Here is a 19,582-nt window from a genome sequence, read left to right on the forward strand (position 1 = left end):
TTGACAACAATTATATAATGAGTGTAACAGTTCTCAATAGGAAGGGGATCGAATGCGAAAGGAACGTTTCAATATCACAGGCATGACCTGTTCGGCGTGCTCGGCGCGGGTCGAGCGCACGGTGGCGAAAATGGCAGGAACGGCGGATGTTTCCGTCAATCTCCTCACAAATAGTATGAGTCTCGCCTATGACGAGAATGTCACGAGCCCCGCCGCCATCATTGCGGCGGTGGAGGAGGCGGGCTACGGTGCGAGCGTCAAGGGCGGATCCGCTGCGCAGACGGCGCAGGCGGCGCAGACCGCTGCTGCACAGGCAGGAAACGCGCAGGACGATGCGGCGGGCAAGGCCATCCGTGCGATGCGCACGCGTCTCCTCATCTCCATCCTCTTTCTCGTGCCGACGGTCGCCATCTCGATGAGCCATACATTCGCGGCATGGGGGATCCCCTACGCGCCCGCTTTTATTGATATCTTCTGGGGCGCGGAGAATGCGCTGACCTTTGCACTCGTACAATTCCTGCTTATTTTACCGATCATGTATGTCAATCGTACATACTATGTCAACGGTTTTCGCAATCTCCTGCACGGGGCGCCGAACATGGACAGCCTCGTCGGCATCGGCTCGATGGCGTCCGCTCTCTTCGGCGCATTTGCGATGCTGCGCATGAGCTACGGTCTGGGGCACGGCGACCTCGCCCTCACCGCGGAGTATGGTACGAATCTCTACTTTGAGTCGGCGGGCATGATCGTCACCCTCATCACGGTCGGGAAATATCTGGAGGCGCGCGCCAAGGGGCAGACGACGGACGCTCTGCGCGCACTGATGAAGCTCGCACCGCAGGAGGCGACCGTTCTCCTCGACGGGGTGGAGCTGACCGTTCCCGTCAGTGCCCTCGCCGCGGGCGATACCATCGTCGTGCGTCCCGGCGCACGCATTCCCGTCGACGGCACGGTCACAGAGGGCACGACGAGCGTCGATGAGTCCGCCGTCACGGGGGAGTCGATGCCCGTCAGCAAGGCGGCAGGGGATACGGTTACCTCGGGCACACAGAACATCGAGGGGACAATTCGATTCACCGCGACGCGCGTCGGCGAGGATACGACCATCCGCCAGCTCATCCGTCTCGTGGACGAGGCGGGCGGGTCAAAGGCGCCGATCGCACGTCTGGCGGATCGCGTTGCCGGGGTATTCGTCCCCGTGGTCATCGCCATCGCGCTCCTCGCAGGCGGCATCTGGCTGATGATGGGTGCGAGCCTTGAGTTCGCGTTCTCCATCACGATCTCCATCCTCGTCATCTCCTGCCCGTGTGCGCTCGGGCTCGCGACCCCCGTCGCGATCATGGTCGGCACGGGGCGCGGGGCGGCGCACGGCATCCTTATCAAGTCGGGCACGGCACTTGAGACGGCGGGCGGCATCGACACCGTCCTCATGGACAAGACGGGGACGCTCACCGAGGGGCGTCCGCAGCTCACGAGCATCCGCCCCGTCGGCGTCACCGCGGACGAGCTGACGGCACTCGCCGCCGCCCTTGAGGCGGGCAGCGAGCACCCCATCGCGGCGGCGATCACGGCGTACGCGGCGGCGCAGGGGCAGAGCATCCCTGCCGCGGCGGATTTTCACGCCGTATTCGGAAAGGGCGTGCGCGCCCGCGTGGACGGTGCGGACTGCGCGGCGGGCAATGCGGCGCTCCTCACGGAGCTCGGCATCGCCCTGCCGCCCGCCATTGAAACGGTGCGTGCCGAGATGGCGTGGCGCGGTGAGACGGCACTCATCGTCGTCCGTGCGGGACAGATCGTTGGGCTCCTCGGTGTCCGCGACGCGGAAAAGCCGACGAGCGCGGCGGCGATCGCCCAGATGAAGGCGATGGGGCTCACCCCCGTCATGCTCACGGGCGACGACGCACGCACAGCGCGCACGATTGCCAATCAGCTCGGCATCACAGAGGTGATCGCCGGTGTCCTGCCAAAGGATAAGCAGGAGCACGTCAAGAGACTGCAGTCTGAGGGGCACCGTGTCGCCATGATCGGCGACGGTGTGAATGATGCGCCTGCCCTCGTGCAGGCAGATCTCGGCATCGCCATCGGCGCGGGCACGGATGTCGCCATCGAGAGTGCGGACGCCGTCCTCGTGCGGAGCGACCTCCTCGACGCGGTCAGTGCGATCCGCCTGTCGCGCAGTGTCATGCGCAACATCAAGGAGAACCTCTTCTGGGCGTTCTTCTACAACGTCATCGGCATCCCGCTCGCGGCGGGTGTGCTCTACCCCGCGTTCGGCATCAAGCTCTCGCCCATGATCGGGGCGGCGGCGATGAGCCTGTCGAGCATCTGCGTCGTGCTGAACGCCCTGCGCCTGCGCTTTTTCTCCATCACGAAGGAGACGGCAGAGCGCACGGAGAGCGCCCCCAGTGCACCGAGTATCGCCCCCATCGACAGCGACGGCATGCCGGACGCACCGTCCCCATCCATCACCAAAGCCGCGGCAGAACCTGCCGCTGACAGAAAGGAAGCAAGCATCATGGAAAAGACCATTCACGTCAAGGGCATGACCTGCCCGCACTGCGTCAAGCACGTCACGAAGGCACTCAGCGGCATGGACGGCGTCACGGACGTTGTCGTCAGCCTCGAGGCGGGCACGGCGAGCTTTAAGACGAGCCGCGACATCCCCGACAGCGAGTACGCCGCCGTCCTCGACGACGCGGGCTACGAACTGGGCTGATCGCATAGGACATACACAAGAAAATAAACGGTCATGCGGGAGTATCTCCTGCATGACCGTTTATTTTATGATGTTTTTTATATCCCTGCCTGCAAAAAAATACGAATAATCGTAACGATACCACCAGTTTCATCAATACGATAAAAGATACAATAATGATCCACCGGCATCTGACGTATTCCCCGTGATGCCCACGGCTCCCAGGCCACAGCTCGATAGCGCTGTGGAAACGTGTCGAGTGCACGGATCGCATATCGAATCCGCTCCGTCTGTGCCCGTGCAGTTTCTTCCACCATCAGCTCAAATGCAATATAGCGATAGATGGCACGTAAATCATCATAAGCGGCAGGAGAATACTGTACCCGATAGTGGCTCATGCGCCAAATTCCTGCCTCAATGCGGCATCTACTTCATCTGGCGACATTCCCCGCCCCGTCTCCAGTGACGCCATGCCCTTTGCAAGTGCCGCATCCAGAGCAGCACGGCTCATGCTGCCCATGGCAACGGGACGATGCGCCGACGTTCCCCATTGTTCCATCGATTCTGCCGGCGGATTCAACGCCATCGCATGTGACATCGCCTACACATCCTTTCCTAACGGAGCAAGGATCCATTTTGCACCGCCATATTCGTGTCTCTTTTCGCACCTCAACGAAAAAAATATATCCCTCCGAGGGACGATTCGATCAAGTTTCCCTTATTTCCTCCATTGTACCAGTTCTCTCTCCTCTTGACAATCATTTGTCTTGGCGCCCCGACATTTACAAATGGCGTGATTTATCTTACAATAAGAGAATCAAATGACAGTAATGGGCAAGGTGATAGGATTCATGGAGCAGGGTATCGGCGCGTCAAGGCGCGCAGTTTTTCTCGCGGGAGTGCATGACGGTGTACCGATTGCGCTCGGCTATTTCGTCGTGGCGTTTACGCTCGGGATTCTCGCCAAGACGGCGGGTCTGACGCCGTGGCAGGGCTTTCTCACGAGTTTTGTCAATCTCGCGTCAGCGGGCGAGTATGCGGGCTTTACGGTGATCGCGGCACAGGCGCCCTATCTAGAGATCGCGGTGCTGACCCTCGTCGCGAATGCGCGCTACTTCCTCATGTCCGCAGCGCTCACGCAGCGGTTTGCCCCCGATACCTCCCTCCTCCACCGCCTCGCCGTGAGTTTCGGTGTGTCCGATGAGATCTTCGGCATCACGGTGGCGCGCGGCGGCATGGTCAATCCCTACTACAACTATGGTGCCATGGCGATCGCCGTCCCCGCATGGGCGATCGGTACGTCGGCGGGCATCCTCGCAGGCGGTATTCTGCCCGCGGCGGCACTCTCCGCGCTCTCAGTCGCGCTCTATGGGATGTTCGTCTGGGTGATCCTCCCGCCCGCAAAGAAGAGCCGTCCCATCGCGGGGATGGTCGGTGTGAGCTTCGCGCTCTCGCTCGCGGCAACGTACGCCCCCATCACGTGTGAGCTCTCGGGCGGCACGCGCACGATCATTCTGACGCTGCTCATCGCGGGCGTCGGTGCGTGGCTGTTTCCCATCACGGAGCAGAAGGAGGATGCCGATGCGTGACGTATGGATCTACATCGCGGTCATGAGCATCGTGACCCTCGCCATCCGCCTCATCCCGCCGCTCGTCCTGCGCAGTGAGATCAAAAGCCGTTTCGTTCGCTCGTTCCTGTTCTACGTCCCCTACGTGACGCTCGCCGTCATGACCTTCCCCGCCATCGTGCTCGCGACGCGCACCCCTCTGGCGGGCGGCGCGGCGTTCGTCTTTGCCCTCTTTCTCGCGTGGAACGGCGCAAGTCTCTTTCGCTGTGCGGCGGGGGCGAGCATCATGGTCTTTGTGGTCGAGGGGGTTGTGATTGGATTTTAGAGATGCACGGCGCCCTTTGATGAAGAAATTTTATAAAATTTTATTTATTTTAAGAAATCATTGATAAAATGTTAGGGAAGCTGTATCAGGAGAAAGGAGGCGAGGGATGTCCATCGAGTTTGACTGCTGGTCCGGCATCATCATCGGCGGTGTACGCTACATCATCGTGGAAAAGATCTGCTACCGCGAGCAGAATGGGAGCGACACATGGACGGAGTACGGGCTCACCCTAGAGGAGGACAAGGACAGTGAGGCGCGCATGTGGCTGAGTATCAGCGAGGACGGCGCGGAGTGCACGCTCTCCACCCCCGTCGCGCGCGTCGTGCCGGCAAAATCCTACCGTCTGATCGACGCGGGGATCGAGGTCGTCACGAGCGCACTCGGTGATACGGAGGCCTCGTACGGCGATTGTGCGGCCTACGAGCAGTACGAGATTGACGACAATCAATACTTCTTCCTTGAGGACTGGGACGGGTCAAAATACGGATCGCGCGGGGTGAGAATCGATGCACATCTGATTCAAACCTTTGACCCAGGCCCCCAAAAGCGCCGTGGGTACCTGACCAAGAAACAAAAGGCCATCATAACGAAGGTACTCTCCAGCAGTGCCGTATGGGGTGTGACCATATTTCTCGTCGTCATCATGCTGGATGTTGACCTGGACATCAACTCCATCCACGACATACGCCGCACGTTCGGGTTCCCGTATGCACTTCATGAGCGCCTCTCGGACGCGCCATACTACACGGAGGAGCCGGCAGAGGGGGATGCTCAGGTCTACCGTGCCAGTATCGACAAGAACGCCGCTGCCCTCGATCTCATCGAGGGGCTGGGCGGGCATGTGGATGAGATCGCCGAAAGTGACACGGATGCGCCGCAGCAGCTGATTTTCCTCCGCGCGGAGACAGAGACGCTGCAGATCTCCGATGATGGCGAGGGGAAGGCGCGCATTGTCGTCTCACACGCGCCGCTGCCCGCGGATCGCGTGGCGTCGGTGACCGCCCGCACGCTCGGCCACTATGCCGAGACGGTGCGTGGATGGAGCGAGACCGGCCGCCGCGGTGTTGTCGAGCCCGGCCCGGAGGGGGGAACCCTGCCGCTCCCACGATCCATCTATGCACCGCCGCCGAAAAAGCCGCCTGCCGCCCCCGCCGCCCCTGCGTCCACAGCTGCGCCCTCTGATGCGGCAGCGGCACAGGACAAGTCATCTATCATGACACGCGCCGAATGGGTTGAGAAAATGCAGGCGGCGTCCGATGGGAGAGCGGTAAAGCCATCCCTGCATCTCGCACACTAGAGAATCGCTGATAATATGCAGTCCACTGACGATAGGAGAACCGCTATGATTGATCTGTCCACCCTCTTGCTCACCGCGTTCTATGCGCTCTTTGGCATCCTGCTGATGATCGTCTCCAATACGATCATGGATTTCTTCGTCCCCGGCGATTTCGCCGCTGAGATCAAGCGCGGCAACTGTGCCGTCGCATGGCTCTCCGCCGGCTCCTTCATCGGCATCGGGCAGATCCTGCGCGCCGTGATCCTCTCCCCCTCCTACGATGCTGTCCCGCCCGACTTCGTGCAGGGCGTCTTGCTCAGCATCGTCTACGCGGCGGTCGGCATCGTGTTCTTCGTTCTCGGCTTCTTCATCATCAAGATGTGGCATCGAAAGTACGCGCTCGCCGAGCAGATCATGCGCGGCAACACGGCAGCGGGCATCTTCCTCTTTGGCGTATTCGTCGGGCTCTCCCTCGTCATCAGCGGAGCAGTGCACTAAGGAGCGGACGCATGGAAAATATGGGACGCAAGGCTGCCATCCTCGCTGCTGCCGTCGCGGCCGTTGGCGCTCTTGGGGCAGGGTATTACTATCGTAATGACATTATATATAAAATATGTGACATCGTGCATCCCGAATGGAATGAGGGCGAGGCACGGCTCACGGATGATCTCGACCGCCGCTGCAGCCTCCTCAACAACGGCGACGGCACGGAGACCGTGCTCTACGACAACGATACGGCGGTGACTTTCCGACGCGACGAGGGCGGCGACCTCGTCTGGCTGTACGGCACAGCGAGCATGATCGCCCCTCTGGCGGCAAACTACTTCGCCTTTCACGGATTCTCCTACCCCGGCGGTCACATGGAGCTCGCACAGATGACCTACCGCATCGACGGGGCGCTCACACCGCTGCCCGAGGCCATCCCCGTACGGTCGGGCCGGCATCATCACACGACGGTCATCAATAGCGGCGGCGGTCGCGGAGGAAACAGCGACAACGACAACTATGAGCGGAACAAGAGCCGCCGCATCAAGGACATCAGCAAGCAGTCCGGCTTTGGACGGGCAGGCATCCGCTCCTCCTCGGGAGCATCATGATGCATTCAGCCACCTATATTGATCAGCTCGACCCTGCGATTTTCCCTTTTATTCAATACGCCGACTATCCAGATCGCTACCCCACGCATACAGTGCAGGCGTTCCCGGCATCATTCTATGAGGAGATGCGCATGGCATCGGCAGGGCTGTTCCGCGTCTTCTGCAAGGCCGCCGAGGTGCTCCAGCGTGCACCGAACGACTTCGCACGCGCGATGGATATCCCGCGCGAGATCCTTCCCTATCTGCACACGGTGAACGCCTTTCACCTGCCGACGTGGCTCTCGCGGTTCGACTTCGTCCTCGATGAGGCGCAGCAGCTGCACATGGTGGAGATCAACGCCGATACCCCGTGCTTCGTCATCGAGTCCTTCTACGCGAACGGTGTCGCCGCCGCATACGACGGACGGCGCGACCCGAACGAGGGGGCGGAGGCGCAGCTGCGCGGCTTTCTCACGGAGGTGCACAACCGTCTCTCCTCCCCCCTCGCCGATCTCGGACGGCGCGCGCTCACACGGAGGCCGTTCGTCTTCTCTGCGTTCGACGACTACCCCGAGGATCTCGGGACGACGCTCTACCTCATGCGGCTCATGCAGGAGGGTGTCCCCCACGGCGACATCCGCTTCCTCTCGTTCTATGATCTCGCGATCGACGCGCGCGGCATTCCACTGGACGACAACGCATACGCATCAGCGCTCTATCGTCTGCACCCGATGGAGATTCTCGTGGACGAGCGCACGGAGGACGATGCACCGCTCGGGACAATGTTCCTCGATCTCTACCGCGCAGGCAGTTTTGCCATGATGAATCCGCCCGAGGCGATTCTCCTGCAGAACAAGTCCTTTATGGCGCTCGTCTACGCGCTCGCACGCACGGGGCAGCTCTTGACGCCCGAGGAATGTGCACTGGTGGAGCGTTACCTCACGCCGTCCTATTTCGAGGACGATTTCGATGCGCTGCGGGACGGCACATACATCCGCAAGGAGATCTGGGGACGCGAGGGGAAGAACGTCCGCCTCGTCGAGAAGCGCGGCGGGCGCGAGGAGATGGTCTACGAGCGGCAGCCCGACAGCCCCGAGGAGATCATCTGCCGCGCGAGCAAGAAGGCAATGTATCAGGACTTCGTCCGTCAGCCGCGCTTTACGCATACAGTCGACTCGGGCAGCCTCACGGGCTGTCTGACGCTCTCGTGCTTCATGCTCTTCGGCACGCCGTCCGCCGTGGGCGCACGGTTCTCCCCCGAGGAGATCGCGGGGACGGAGGCTTTCTTCGTCCCATTGGTCATTGCATAGCAAAAGGGGAATAGGCAAATCGCCTATTCCCCTTTTCGATCATCTGTGCTATCATATAGATAACGGCTGATGAGGGTCGGTCTCCCGCAAGGGAGGTGATGTGCGTGACGCTTTACGAAAAGCTATCGCTTGTGCTCGCAGCGGCAACGCTGGTTAGCAGCATCATTTCTATTCTGCTCAATCTTTAGTTGACAGAAAAAAGAACCGCCCGCGGTTCGCAGCGGCTCCTTCTTCAAGTTGAAAAAACACTAGAGGAGAGACCGGCGCAACCACTCATCAGCCGCTCCTTTATGTCTCTATTATAGGTTTCGGCAAAGAAAAAGTCAACCGAGACCTTTTTCTAACGGAACATCTGTATTATATTGATAATAAGTGACTGACGCCCGTAGGTTTTCTCCTGCGAGGGAGGTGATGTGCATGAGTCTGTAGGAAGTACTTTCACTCGTGCTAGCGGCGGCAACGCTCGCAGTCAACATCATTATTCTTGCTTGTAAAATAGACAAGAAAAAAGAACCTTACGTAAGGTAACGAAGGCTCCTTCTTCAAGTACTGAAGATATAGGGAGAGACCGACGTTCCGACGCGTCAGCCACTCTTTTTCTATTTCTATTATATTCTCCCCACAAAATCCTGTCAAGTGCGCTCGCTGTGCCGTCCCACATAGCTCCCCGCGAGAAAGAGGATGAGAGAGGCGGTGATGCCGACAGAGATCGGATGCAGGCCGAGCGGTTTGATCCCGAGTGCCATCGCACCGCAGTAGATGACCGTGCCGCCCGCCATCGCAGCGAGTGCACCCGTGCGGTTGGCCCAGCGCGTAAAGAGCCCGAAGACGAGCACCCAGAAGAACGCCGTCTCAAGGCCCCCGAACGCGAACATATTGATGAGCCAGATGAGCGACGGCGGCGATACCGCCAGGAAAAAGACGATCACACCGAGCACGGCAGTGACCCCCATGGAGAGACGGCGCAGCCGCTCCTCGGGAACGTCCCTGCCGTGCTTCTGTGCGTGGTGGAGGTAGACGTCCTTCACCACGGCGGAGGACGCAACGATGAGTACGCCCGAGATGGTCGAGATGGAGGCGGCGAGCGGCCCGATGATCGCAAAGCCGAGCAGCTCCGGCGGCATGACGTGCGCCATGAGCTGCGGAATCACGCTGTCGACGCCCCCGAGCGCCTTTGCCTCCACGCCGAGCACGCCGCGCCCGAGCACGCCGACGAGGTTGACGGCGATATTCATAAAGGCGATGACCACCGTCCCGATGATCATGGCGCGGTGCATATCACGGCTGCTGCGATAGCTGATGCCGCGCACGACGGACTGCGGCAGGGCGATGGTGAGCGCCCCCACGAGCAGCCACTGCGAGACATAGAGCGAGATGGGCATGCGTCCCTCCGCCGTCGGGGTCAGCATCGCGGGATGCGCCGTGCGCAGATGTTCCAGAATCGCTGCGAACCCGCCGCCCGCCGCGAGGACGTAGTAGAACAGCAGGACGATGCCGAGCATCATCACGATCGCACAGCAGGTGTCGGTGAGGGCAACCGCGCGGAACCCGCCGATCGAGGTGTAGATGACTACCACGATACCAAAGAGCACGAGCCCCAGCTCGTAGGAGTAGCCCGTCACTGCGGCAAAGAGCTGCGCCCCGCCCACGAACTGTGCGACCATCGAGGCGGCGAAAAAGAGCACGATCACGAACGCCGCGACTGCCGCGAGCGCATCCGACCGATAGCGGTGACGGATGATGTCCACGATGGTGACCGCGTGAATCCGCCGGGCAAGCCGCGCGACGCGCGTCCCGAAGATACCGAGCACGAGGAATATCGTCATGGTCTGAATGACCGCCATGTAGATCCAGCCGAAGCCGATCTCATACGCCATGCCGGGACCGCCGACGAAGGAACTGACCGAGCTGTAGGTCGCAACCATCGTCATCGCGAGCACGAAGCCGCCAAGCGACTGCCCGCCGACGAAGTAGTTTGAGAGGAAGCCGCCCGCCGCACTCTGCCGCCGCACATAGAAGCCGAGCGCGAGCATCCCCGCCATAAAGCCGAGGAGCGGGAGAAGTACGAGGAGACTGCTGCTCATCGTCCCACCTCCTCTGTGCGCTCATCGAGGGGCATATCCTCCGCCGTGCGCGCGAGGTACACGGCGAGCACCGTCCCCACAAGCAGCACGCCGATGGACGAGGTGACTGCCCAGAGAGGGAAGCCCGCAACCTGCACATCGACCTCCGCGAGTCCAAATCCCAGCGCCGTCCAGAGTACGCCAAAGAGAATCCCTGCCGCAGCGGTACGCCTCGCCTCACGGGTGATGGCGTCCGCCGCTTTTTTTTCATCCTGCATGATGAACCTCCTATGAAATTCCTGCCGTCAAAGGCGCAGCGCTCTTTGCGGCCAAAACACCGCCTATCCTACCATATCCCGCGCCGCAATGCAACGGGGAGAATCATGGGCAAATCCGCTCGCTATTCCTATTATTTGTCATTATTTTCCGGCTTACTAGAAAAATATGATAAGCTCCTTGCTTTTCACCGCGCTGTGGTATAAAATTTTAATATCTATCAATATATCTCTTAGAAAGGAAGGAGTACGTTGGGAATCAAACAAAAGCTGCTTCTCATGGGAACGCTGATGGCGCTCCTCGTTGTGGCGATCTGCGGGATCGGCTACTACAAGGCGCAGACGGCACTGATGACGAGCATATCCGGCGAGATCGAGGCAAACCTCTCGCAGCAGGCGGCAAAGGTGGACGGCTGGCTCGCGCGGCGCGGGCAGATCGCCGAGAGCACGTGCAGCCTGCTCTCCATGTATGCGGATCGCCCCGAACTCTACGAGCAGAGCATGCTGAGTCTCGCCGCCAGTGACAAGGACGTGCTTGACGTATGCAACGGCACGGAGGACGGACGCTTCATCCGTTGGGCAGAGGGCGATGTCAGTGCGCTCGTCAACCCGCACAAGCGGCAGTGGTACAACGATGCCAAGGCAAAGGGAACACTCTTTTTCACCGAGGCGTATGAGGACATCTCCAATCACCAGATGGTCGTCTCCGCCGCTGCCCCATACAAGGGGGCAGACGGTGCGATCCGCGGCGCAGTCTGCGTCGACATCTCGCTCGCAACCCTTGACACACGCGTCAAGAATCTGAAGTACCACGGCGAGGGGCAGGGCATCATCGTCGAGCCGTCGGGGCTTATCATCGCCTCCAGTGAGGGGATGGCGATGCACAAGGTGGACGAGAATCCCGTCCTGAAGGAGAACTTCCCCGCAATGCTGCAGAACAAAGAGGGGTATTTTGCCACGGAAAAGGACGGCGAGGAGCAGATCATCGCCTATACGACCGTGCCCTCCTCCGGCTGGATCGTCGCCATCGCTGTTCCGGAGAGCGTCGCCTTCGCGCAGCTCACGAGCCTCAAGACGACATACGCCGTACTGAGCCTGCTCGGCATCCTGCTCGTTGCGGGGCTGATCTTCGCCCTCATGCGCTTTTCTGCGACCATCACGGGTGCGACCGCGCGTCTCAAGCACCATGTTGACGCGCTTGCGCAGGGCGACCTGCACCTTTCCGATCTGCCGGTCACCTCACAGGACGAGCTGGGACAGCTCGCGGCGAACTTCAACGCGATGATGAAGAGCATCCGTGATGTCATACGGCAGGTCGCGGGGACGGCAGAGCAGCTTGCCGCCGCCTCCGAGCAGCTGACGGCGGGGGCGCACCAGATGGCAGAGTCCGCCACGGAGATCGCGGGCACCGTTGCCAATGTCGCCGAGGGCACAGACGCGCAGCTGGAAAGCCTCGCGGGTGCCAAAAAGAACATCGGTATCGTCTCGGGCGACATCGAGCGCGTCACGGGGAAGGCAGAACGCGTCGCCGAAAACTCCGCCGAGACGTCGGATGCCGCACAGCGCGGCGAATCCCTTATGAACGAGGCAATGACGAAGATGACGGGCATTGAGCAGAGTGTCCTGCGCTCCGCCGAGGTCGTCGAGAAGCTTGGCGAGAGCTCCAAGCAGATCGGCGAAATCGTCGAGACCATCTCCGCCATCGCCGAGCAGACGAACCTCCTCGCCCTCAACGCCGCCATTGAGGCGGCACGCGCGGGCGAGACGGGACGCGGCTTTGCCGTTGTCGCCGAGGAGGTTCGCAAGCTCGCCGAGCAGTCGCGTGAGGCAGCCGACCAGATCAAGGAGCGCATCGAGAGCGTACAGACCGACACCGCACACGCAGTCGCCGCCATGCAGAGCGGCACGAGCGAGGTGCAGGCAGGGACGGATGCCATTCGCGCGGTCGGCACGCAGTTCGAGAGCATCATGCGCATGGTCGACGAGATCAAGGAGCAGATGGCGGACATCAATAAATCCATGCAGACCGTTGCGCGCGGCACGGAGCTGATCGTGCAGTCCGCGACCACCGTCAACGAGATCACGGAGAAGACGGCAGACCACATGCAGAGCATCTCCTCCGCGTCGCAGTCGCAGTCCGCGTCGAGCGAGGAGATCGCCTCGGCGTCGCAGTCGCTTGCCATGCTCGCGACCGATCTGCAGAACACCACGAACAAGTTCAAACTCTGACCGCCGCCGGCGAACACAGACAGGGGCTTCCGCATGAAGATGGAAACGTCTTCGTATGGAAGCCCCTTTTTATTACCGTTGAAATCCAGCAGAAGGCTTGCTTAAATTTAGAAAATACTATATGATACGACTTGTATCTATGCACGGCTGCATACATGGTATGCGCGCAAAAGTAGCGGGGAGGAAACCAAATTGGGTATCAAACAGAAGCTCATGCTGATGGGCATACTGATGGCGGCACTCGTCGTTGCCATCTGTGGCATTGGCTACTACAAGGCACAGGATGCGCTCACGGAGAGCACCTCGGGTGAGATCGAGGCGATTCTCGACGCAGAGGCAAAGGATCTCAACACATGGCTTGCACAGAAGGAGCAGCAGGCGGTGAGCACCGCGAACCTCCTTGCAGCGTACGACGGCAATCCCGTCGCGATGGATCGCGAGATGGTGAGCCTTGCCTCCAACGATCATGACGTTCTCGACCTCGCCTATGGTGCGGAGGACGGACGCTTCATCAGTTGGAACGACGGGGATATCTCCGCTACCGATCCGCGTGGGCGTGACTGGTACAAAGACGCGAAGGCGGCGGGCAAGCCGATCTTCACCGAGGTCTATCAGGATGCCATCTCGAAGAAGATGGTTGTCTCCGTCGGCGTTCCCTATAACGGCAAAAACGGTGCGTTCGCGGGCGCGGTCTGCTCCGACATCACACTCGACACACTGGGGGAGCGTGTCAAGGAGCTGAAGTATCACGGCGAGGGCGAGGGCATCATCATTGACCCGAGCGGGCTCATCATCGCGTCCAGTGAGGGGATGGCGATGCACAAGGCGGACGAGAACCCCGTCCTCAAGGAAAATCTGTCCAAGATGCGCGAGAAAAAGAATGGCTACTTTGCCACGGAGAAGGACGGTGAGGAGCAGATCATCGCCTACGCGACCATTCCCTCCTCCGGTTGGATCGTCGCCATCGCCGTGCCCGAGCGCGTCGCGTTTGTACAGCTTTCGAGCCTCAAGACGACCTACGCCGTCCTGAGCGTCCTCGGGATCCTCCTCGTCGTGGGGATCATCCTTGCGCTCCTGCGCTTTGCCGTAACGATCACGGGCGCGACCGAGCGTCTCATGCACCATGTCAGTGCGCTCGCCAAGGGCGACCTCACGCAGTCCGATCTGCCGGTCACCTCACAGGACGAGCTTGGACAGCTTGCGGCGAACTTCAACGCGATGATGAAGAACATCCGCGATGTCATACGGCAGGTCGCGGGAACGGCGGAGCAGCTTGCCGCCGCCTCCGAGCAGCTGACGGCGGGGGCGCACCAGATGGCAGAGTCCGCCACGGAGATCGCAGGTACCGTTGCCAATGTCGCCGAGGGCACGGACGCGCAGCTGGAAAGCCTCGCGGGAGCGAAGAAGAACATCGGCATCGTTTCGGGCGATATCGAGCAGGTTACGGGGAAGGCGGCGCACATCGCCGAAAGCTCCGCCGAGACGGCGGATGCCGCACAGCGCGGCGAATCCCTCATGAATGAGGCAATGACGAAGATGACGGGCATCGAGCAGAGCGTCCTGCGCTCCTCCGAGGTCGTCGAGAAGCTCGGCGAGAGCTCCAAGCAGATCGGCGAGATCGTCGAGACCATCTCCGCCATCGCCGAGCAGACGAACCTCCTCGCCCTCAACGCCGCCATTGAGGCGGCACGCGCGGGCGAGACAGGACGCGGCTTTGCCGTCGTCGCCGAGGAGGTTCGAAAGCTCGCCGAGCAGTCGCGCGAGGCGACCGACGAGATCAAGGAGCGCATCGCCAGTGTCCAGCATGACACGGCACAGGCGGTCAGTGCCATGCAGAGCGGTACCGGTGAGGTACAGGCAGGCGCGGCAGCCATTCACGAGGTCGGTGCGCAGTTCAAGGACATCCTGCGCATGGTCGACGAGATCAAGGAGCAGATGGCGGACATCAACAAATCCATGCAGACCGTCAAGAGCGGCACGGAGCTGATCGTGCAGTCCGCGACCATGGTCAACGAGATCACGGAGAAGACGGCGGATCACATGCAGAACATCTCCTCCGCGTCGCAGTCGCAGTCCGCGTCGAGCGAGGAGATCGCCTCGGCATCGCAGTCCCTCGCGACACTCGCCACCGACCTCCAGAATACGACGCAGAAGTTTAGATTCTAAATCCCACATGAAACAGGGGCTGTTGCACGAAGCTGCAAACTTCGTGCAACAGCCCTCTTTTCGTAAGAAACAATTGCTTTTCACTGGATTCACGGTATAATAACCACAGAACGACACCAGACAAACGGCGGTGTCTTTCCCCCGAAAGGGGGTGAGCAATAATGAGCGAGATTGGCGCGATCTTATTTCTTGTCGTGGCAACAGGCTACATTCTTGCGATAAACAAAAAGAAATAACCGCCCCTGCTTTGACCGGTGGAGCGGTTAGAAAAAGATAACCTATGATACTGGAAAAACACCGCCTGGGGCGTTCTTTCTATTGTTATTATAACAGACCCCGCACCTGCACGCAAGACAAATCTCACCGCAGAAAGGAAGCCCTATGACGGATATCATCGACCTGCACACCCACACCGTCGCGAGCATGCACGCATACAGCACCATCCGCGAGATGGCTGCAGCAGCAAAGGAGAAGGGGCTCGCCCTCCTCGGCATCTCCGATCACGCCCCCGCCATGCCCGGGACGTTCCATGAGATCTACTTTCACAACTTCAAGGTGATCGGTCACGCCTCGTACGGCGTCGAGATCATGATGGGCGCAGAGCTGAACGTCATGGATGAGACGGGGCGCGTCGATCTCCCCGAAAAGGTATTGAAAAAGCTTCACTACGGCATTGCGAGCCTGCATGATCTCGTGATCGCCCCTGGCAGCACGGCAGAGAATACGGCGGCGCTCGTCGGCGCAATGAAAAATCCCTACGTCAACATCATCGGTCACCCCGATAATCCCGCCTACCCTGTTGACTTTGACGCATTGGCGCGTGCTGCCGCAGCGGAGCACGTCCTCATCGAGATGAACAATTCCTCCCACGACCCGCATGGCAGCCGCCCCGGCAGTGACCGCCTCGCACGCGATCTGCTTGCCGCCTGTCGCCGTCACGGTGCACATATCCTCCTCGGGAGTGATGCGCACATCGACGCAGACGTCGGGGAGCACGGCTATACACACGCCATTCTCGATGAGATCGGATTCCCCACAGAGCTTGCGCTCAACGATGATCCCGCACGGCTGAAGGCATGGCTGATGGAGCGCCGTGCAAAAAATGGCGTGCAGGGCTTAAATTATTTTTCTTAATTGTTTCGATTTTATTGTAATTTATTTGTATTTATCGTTATTTATTGTTTTCATGGATAATGCACGCTTCCGCAGCAAAAAGCACCGACCAAGAATCTCTTGATCGGTGCTTTTTCGTCGCCTCTTACTCCTCGCTCTCCCCCCACGAGGTATCCGTGAAGAGATTGAGCGACTCTCCGGGCAGGGCGCGCTGCGCGGAAATCTCGAACGGAATCTTCTGCGTGCGCACGCACGCAATAGCGAACATATTGATCGCTGTCGACATATTCATCCCGACCGCACCGCAGAACTGCTCAAAGCTCTTTTTGAGCTCGGCATCCATGCGGATACTAATGCTGGTCTGTGCCATGTATGCCATCCCCTTTACAAGTTCACACTTTCTTCTAAGAATATCATATTTCGTGCGCCGTTGCAATAGGGAGAGCCGCACAGGCACGCAGTTTTCGCAGGAGATTTGCCTTGCTCTTGGAGAGTGCGCCCGCGCTCGTGCCAAGGAGCACCGCGATACGGCGCAGGGTGAGGTCGCGAAAGTAGTGGAGATCGAGCACCTCCTTCTCTCGCGCCGTGAGGCGGTGCATCGCGCGCGTGAGGATATCCTCGGCGAGGAGCCGCTCCTCCGCCCGCTCCATCGGACGGTCGGCGGCACACCCCCGCCACAGTTCCTGACCGTCCGCTTCCTCCGGCGGTGCACAGGTGCGCGCCCGCCGCCGCAGCTCACGGCGGAACTCCGCGATGAGCGCATGGTGGACGCGCGCCTTGACAAAGCCCGCAAACGGGACCCCCTGCTGTGCGTCGTAGTCATGTAGCGCCTCGAGAAAGGCGAGCGCCGCGACGTTCTCCGCCTCTGCCGCGAGTGATGTCCCGCGCAGATACGGCGCATACGCCTCCGCAACGATCAGCCCGCGGTAGCGCGCCGTCATCTCCGCCATGGCGCCCGCCTCACCGCGCACGGCGCGCATGATGACAGCGTCTTCCTCCGCCTTCGTTAGGGGCGCGTACCTTTGTTTTCCATCGAATACCATTTGATACTCCTCCTTCAAACATTTGTTTCGTTATCTGGAGTATATCAGCTCGATGAACGCCCTGCAAAAGCATCATCCCTGTGATGGCAGAAAAAAACCGCAGATTTCTCTGCGGCAGATATTTTTTCGATGGGTTTTTTCGCCCATGCAGCATACGCAAAATTTTCTTACGGCAGTTCAGGCGCCGCGAGCGACGCAAGGGATGCACTGATGACGTTCTCGTCGACCTGCTGGATGCAGGAGATGATGTAGTCACGGTTCTCCATGTGGAACGGGATGAGGTGGTGCAGCCGCAGGACGCGCGTGCCATCGGGCAGGCGCTTGTGCAGGAGGATCGTACTCTCCGCATCCGCGTGGAGGAGGAGGCTCTGCAGATGCGCTGTGCTGTAAAAGCGCTGATAGAGCGGCAGCTCGGCGGGGAGCACCATCGCCTTGCCGTAGCGGTCGAGCAACTCCTCAAATGGATCAAATTTGTTGAGATAGCTCGGCTCGGTGACGGAGCAGTACACCTGCGTAAGCCGACGCCGATTGAGGTCGAGAAGGTCGACGCGGTCGTAGAGCTCGATGATCTGGTTCATCGCCTCCTGTGTGGAGCCTGCCTCGGCACTGAAGCGCGAGATATTCACAGTCGCCATAAGGAAGACGGCGCGCGTGTCGTCCGCGTCGCGTGCGATGAGCCGCAGGCGGACACTGTTAAAGGAGTTGCGCGTGACGAAATCCGTATAGACCTCGCGCTCCGTGCGGTCCGCCTCCTCGATCATGCGCGCGATCATGCGCCGGTTCTGCTCGAGGCGGCGCTCGTAGTGCGGTGTGTCGACACTCCCATCGTCGAGCTCGATGCTCTTCATGAACAGGCGGAACATGTGGTTCTGATAGAGGTACTTGAACGAGCCGTCGCAGTCCTCGAGAATGGCGAGCGCGAGCGAGTCGCCGATCTCAGGAGAGCCACGCCGCTCAAGCGGTGTGTTCGAGAGCACGTTGATTGCGCCGACGCGTGCGTAGTAGCTGCCGAGACGGAACGGCTCCACCTTGACCCGCGCCGTGGGTCCATGGCAGTAGGCAATCGCCTCCGCAAACGGAATCGGCGGGCTGAAGAGATAGCCCTGCACCTTTTCGCAGCCGATTTCCCGTAGGAACTCGAACTGCGCCTCGGTCTCGACGCCCTCGGCGAGCGTGTGCATCCCGAGCTCCTTTGCCATGTTGACGATGGAGCGGATGACAATCGCCGACTTCGGATTGGTCTCGAAGGAGCGCAGGAAGTTCATGTCGATCTTGAGCACGTCAAAGACATAGTCCTTGATGTTGTTCAATGAGGAGTAGCCGCTGCCGAAGTCATCCATCCAGACCTCGTAGCCCAGCGCACGGAAGCGCGCAATCTCGCCCTGCAGGAACGTCTCATCGTCGCCCTGCACGCCCTCCGTGACCTCGATGTTGAGCATCTGCCGTGCCACGCCATGGCGCAGGCGGACATCCTCGACCGCCTGCACCATATCCATCAGGCGAAAATCCGCCCGAGAGAGGTTCACCGAGACACGCAGAAGACTCCAATCCGGTATATCACGCTGAATCTGTACGATGGACGCACAGACCTGATCAATGATGCAGAGGTCAAGCTGCGGCGAGAGATGCGCGTCCTCCAGCACAGGGACGAACACGCCCGGCGAGATGACACCGTAGACGGGATCATGCCAGCGCGCGAGTGCCTCGAATCCGCAGATCTCACGCGTCATCGTACGGATCTCGGGCTGGTAGTAGACCATGATGTGCCCGCCCATAATTGCCTTGGAAAAATTGCGGACGATGTAGCTGCGGAAGTTGAGCTCCTCCTCCATCGAGGGGTCGAACACCGCCCACACGAGATCATAGGTGTTCTTGATGGTGTTGCAGGCGATCTTGGCGCGATCCACGATGCGCGCGACATCCGTCACATCTGCATCGGGGCGGTAGATGCCCGCCTTTAGCTCGAGCGGAAGATGCGTATCGTAGATGCGGACGTGATCGTGGATGAACTGCACCTGTCGATCCGGCTGCTCGATCGGCGTCGCCACGACGAAGTGATCGTCATTGAACCGTGAGAGCAGATCCCCCGGAAACGTCTCCCGCAGGAGATCCGCGATATAGCGCAGGAAACGGTTGCCCTGCTGAAAGCTGTAGCGCTGGTTAAAGCTCTTAAAATTTTCAATATCAAAATAAATGAACGTAAGCGGCCGCGTCATCGGATCCTGCAGATGGAGCGATGCGTGTCGCATGAACTGCATCATATTGAGAAGGCCGGTCACAGGGCAGGCCTCTTTTTTACTATAGTTTTCCAGTAATGTTGTCCCCATACTCCCCTCACCTACCCCTCTAAGGAATCACGGTCACCCCCACGTCGTCTTTCCCCATTTTCTGTGCAGCAGTCGCTGCCCGGCTGCGGCGATATTCCCGGTATGATGCCACAGCC

Annotated in this window: 17 protein-coding genes; 10 read left to right on the forward strand and 7 right to left on the reverse strand. The window is 60.0% G+C overall.

Annotation, left to right across the window (positions count from 1 at the left end):
- Nucleotides 1-52: 52 nt before the first annotated feature.
- Nucleotides 53-2,716 (forward strand): heavy metal translocating P-type ATPase, encoded by a 2,664-nt coding sequence (locus ADJ74_RS03580; RefSeq protein WP_050341943.1) that lies wholly within the window; start codon nt 53-55, stop codon nt 2,714-2,716.
- A 77-nt stretch (nt 2,717-2,793) separates the two neighbouring features.
- Here the strand turns inward: ADJ74_RS03580 and ADJ74_RS03585 are convergent, their stop codons facing one another.
- Nucleotides 2,794-3,093 (reverse strand): type II toxin-antitoxin system RelE/ParE family toxin, encoded by a 300-nt coding sequence (locus ADJ74_RS03585; protein WP_050341945.1) that lies wholly within the window; start codon nt 3,091-3,093, stop codon nt 2,794-2,796.
- A complete protein-coding gene (locus ADJ74_RS03590) occupies nt 3,090-3,293 on the reverse strand; it encodes a hypothetical protein (protein ID WP_050341947.1) in 204 nt (67 codons plus the stop codon). Before ADJ74_RS03590 ends, ADJ74_RS03585 begins: the two co-directional genes overlap by 4 nt.
- 253 nt (nt 3,294-3,546) lie before the next feature.
- Here ADJ74_RS03590 and ADJ74_RS03595 point away from each other — a divergent pair, with 253 nt between their 5' ends.
- The 6 genes from ADJ74_RS03595 to ADJ74_RS03620 all read left to right on the forward strand — a co-directional run bounded on the left by ADJ74_RS03595 (nt 3,547) and on the right by ADJ74_RS03620 (nt 8,250).
- Complete coding sequence (locus ADJ74_RS03595; RefSeq protein ID WP_050344192.1) at nt 3,547-4,284, forward strand: AzlC family ABC transporter permease; 738 nt, start codon at nt 3,547-3,549, stop codon at nt 4,282-4,284.
- Nucleotides 4,277-4,588 carry an AzlD domain-containing protein gene (locus ADJ74_RS03600; RefSeq protein WP_050341949.1) on the forward strand — a complete coding sequence of 104 codons (312 nt, stop codon included), beginning with the start codon at nt 4,277-4,279 and terminating at the stop codon, nt 4,586-4,588. Before ADJ74_RS03595 ends, ADJ74_RS03600 begins: the two co-directional genes overlap by 8 nt.
- Nucleotides 4,589-4,694: 106 nt before the next feature.
- Nucleotides 4,695-5,885, forward strand: coding sequence for a DUF4178 domain-containing protein (locus ADJ74_RS03605; protein WP_050341951.1), 1,191 nt, complete (start codon nt 4,695-4,697; stop codon nt 5,883-5,885).
- A 45-nt stretch (nt 5,886-5,930) separates the two neighbouring features.
- Nucleotides 5,931-6,362, forward strand: coding sequence for a DUF350 domain-containing protein (locus ADJ74_RS03610; protein ID WP_050341953.1), 432 nt, complete (start codon nt 5,931-5,933; stop codon nt 6,360-6,362).
- Between the two features lie 11 nt (nt 6,363-6,373).
- A complete protein-coding gene (locus ADJ74_RS03615) occupies nt 6,374-6,961 on the forward strand; it encodes a hypothetical protein (protein ID WP_006690636.1) in 588 nt (195 codons plus the stop codon).
- The gene (locus ADJ74_RS03620; protein WP_050341955.1) at nt 6,958-8,250 is read left to right on the forward strand and encodes a glutathionylspermidine synthase family protein; all 1,293 of its coding nucleotides are present in this window, start codon (nt 6,958-6,960) and stop codon (nt 8,248-8,250) included. The genes ADJ74_RS03615 and ADJ74_RS03620 overlap by 4 nt, the downstream gene beginning before the upstream one ends.
- Nucleotides 8,251-8,882: 632 nt before the next feature.
- On the opposite strand, the gene panF is transcribed toward ADJ74_RS03620, so the two are convergent.
- Nucleotides 8,883-10,334, reverse strand: a complete 1,452-nt coding sequence (gene panF / locus ADJ74_RS03625; protein ID WP_050341957.1) for a sodium/pantothenate symporter — start codon at nt 10,332-10,334, stop codon at nt 8,883-8,885.
- A complete protein-coding gene (locus ADJ74_RS03630; protein WP_050341959.1) occupies nt 10,331-10,591 on the reverse strand; it encodes a YhdT family protein in 261 nt (86 codons plus the stop codon). Before ADJ74_RS03630 ends, panF begins: the two co-directional genes overlap by 4 nt.
- Nucleotides 10,592-10,840: 249 nt before the next feature.
- On the opposite strand from ADJ74_RS03630, the gene ADJ74_RS03635 reads away from it, so the two are divergent.
- The 3 genes from ADJ74_RS03635 (at nt 10,841) to ADJ74_RS03645 (ending at nt 16,117) form a co-directional block, all read left to right on the forward strand.
- A complete protein-coding gene (locus tag ADJ74_RS03635; protein ID WP_050341961.1) occupies nt 10,841-12,817 on the forward strand; it encodes a methyl-accepting chemotaxis protein in 1,977 nt (658 codons plus the stop codon).
- Nucleotides 12,818-13,009: 192 nt separating this feature from the next.
- On the forward strand, nt 13,010-14,983 hold the full coding sequence (locus ADJ74_RS03640; protein ID WP_050341963.1) for a methyl-accepting chemotaxis protein: 1,974 nt from the start codon (nt 13,010-13,012) through the stop codon (nt 14,981-14,983).
- A 381-nt stretch (nt 14,984-15,364) separates the two neighbouring features.
- Complete coding sequence (locus ADJ74_RS03645) at nt 15,365-16,117, forward strand: phosphatase (RefSeq protein ID WP_050341964.1); 753 nt, start codon at nt 15,365-15,367, stop codon at nt 16,115-16,117.
- Between the two features lie 124 nt (nt 16,118-16,241).
- Here the strand turns inward: ADJ74_RS03645 and ADJ74_RS03650 are convergent, their stop codons facing one another.
- From ADJ74_RS03650 to ADJ74_RS03660, 3 genes are all read right to left on the reverse strand, one after another.
- Nucleotides 16,242-16,466, reverse strand: coding sequence for a type II toxin-antitoxin system RelB/DinJ family antitoxin (locus ADJ74_RS03650; protein WP_050341965.1), 225 nt, complete (start codon nt 16,464-16,466; stop codon nt 16,242-16,244).
- A 43-nt stretch (nt 16,467-16,509) separates the two neighbouring features.
- Complete coding sequence (locus ADJ74_RS03655; RefSeq protein WP_050341967.1) at nt 16,510-17,139, reverse strand: sigma-70 family RNA polymerase sigma factor; 630 nt, start codon at nt 17,137-17,139, stop codon at nt 16,510-16,512.
- Nucleotides 17,140-17,306: 167 nt separating this feature from the next.
- The gene (locus ADJ74_RS03660; RefSeq protein ID WP_050341968.1) at nt 17,307-19,466 is read right to left on the reverse strand and encodes a GGDEF domain-containing phosphodiesterase; all 2,160 of its coding nucleotides are present in this window, start codon (nt 19,464-19,466) and stop codon (nt 17,307-17,309) included.
- Between the last annotated feature and the right edge of the window lie 116 nt (nt 19,467-19,582).

This window comes from Selenomonas sp. oral taxon 478 (assembly GCF_001189555.1).
Taxonomy (GTDB): Bacteria; Bacillota; Negativicutes; order Selenomonadales; family Selenomonadaceae; genus Centipeda; species Centipeda felix.

What these genes read in the sequence shown, in the direction of transcription:
- ADJ74_RS03580 (WP_050341943.1), top strand. Translation starts at nt 53, where the DNA reads ATGCGAAAGGAACGTTTCAATATCACAGGCATGACCTGTTCGGCGTGC.
- ADJ74_RS03585 (WP_050341945.1), bottom strand. Translation starts at nt 3,093, where the DNA reads ATGAGCCACTATCGGGTACAGTATTCTCCTGCCGCTTATGATGATTTA.
- ADJ74_RS03590 (WP_050341947.1), bottom strand. Translation starts at nt 3,293, where the DNA reads ATGTCACATGCGATGGCGTTGAATCCGCCGGCAGAATCGATGGAACAA.
- ADJ74_RS03595 (WP_050344192.1), top strand. Translation starts at nt 3,547, where the DNA reads ATGGAGCAGGGTATCGGCGCGTCAAGGCGCGCAGTTTTTCTCGCGGGA.
- ADJ74_RS03600 (WP_050341949.1), top strand. Translation starts at nt 4,277, where the DNA reads ATGCGTGACGTATGGATCTACATCGCGGTCATGAGCATCGTGACCCTC.
- ADJ74_RS03605 (WP_050341951.1), top strand. Translation starts at nt 4,695, where the DNA reads ATGTCCATCGAGTTTGACTGCTGGTCCGGCATCATCATCGGCGGTGTA.
- ADJ74_RS03610 (WP_050341953.1), top strand. Translation starts at nt 5,931, where the DNA reads ATGATTGATCTGTCCACCCTCTTGCTCACCGCGTTCTATGCGCTCTTT.
- ADJ74_RS03615 (WP_006690636.1), top strand. Translation starts at nt 6,374, where the DNA reads ATGGAAAATATGGGACGCAAGGCTGCCATCCTCGCTGCTGCCGTCGCG.
- ADJ74_RS03620 (WP_050341955.1), top strand. Translation starts at nt 6,958, where the DNA reads ATGATGCATTCAGCCACCTATATTGATCAGCTCGACCCTGCGATTTTC.
- panF (WP_050341957.1), bottom strand. Translation starts at nt 10,334, where the DNA reads ATGAGCAGCAGTCTCCTCGTACTTCTCCCGCTCCTCGGCTTTATGGCG.
- ADJ74_RS03630 (WP_050341959.1), bottom strand. Translation starts at nt 10,591, where the DNA reads ATGCAGGATGAAAAAAAAGCGGCGGACGCCATCACCCGTGAGGCGAGG.
- ADJ74_RS03645 (WP_050341964.1), top strand. Translation starts at nt 15,365, where the DNA reads ATGACGGATATCATCGACCTGCACACCCACACCGTCGCGAGCATGCAC.
- ADJ74_RS03650 (WP_050341965.1), bottom strand. Translation starts at nt 16,466, where the DNA reads ATGGCACAGACCAGCATTAGTATCCGCATGGATGCCGAGCTCAAAAAG.
- ADJ74_RS03655 (WP_050341967.1), bottom strand. Translation starts at nt 17,139, where the DNA reads ATGGTATTCGATGGAAAACAAAGGTACGCGCCCCTAACGAAGGCGGAG.
- ADJ74_RS03660 (WP_050341968.1), bottom strand. Translation starts at nt 19,466, where the DNA reads ATGGGGACAACATTACTGGAAAACTATAGTAAAAAAGAGGCCTGCCCT.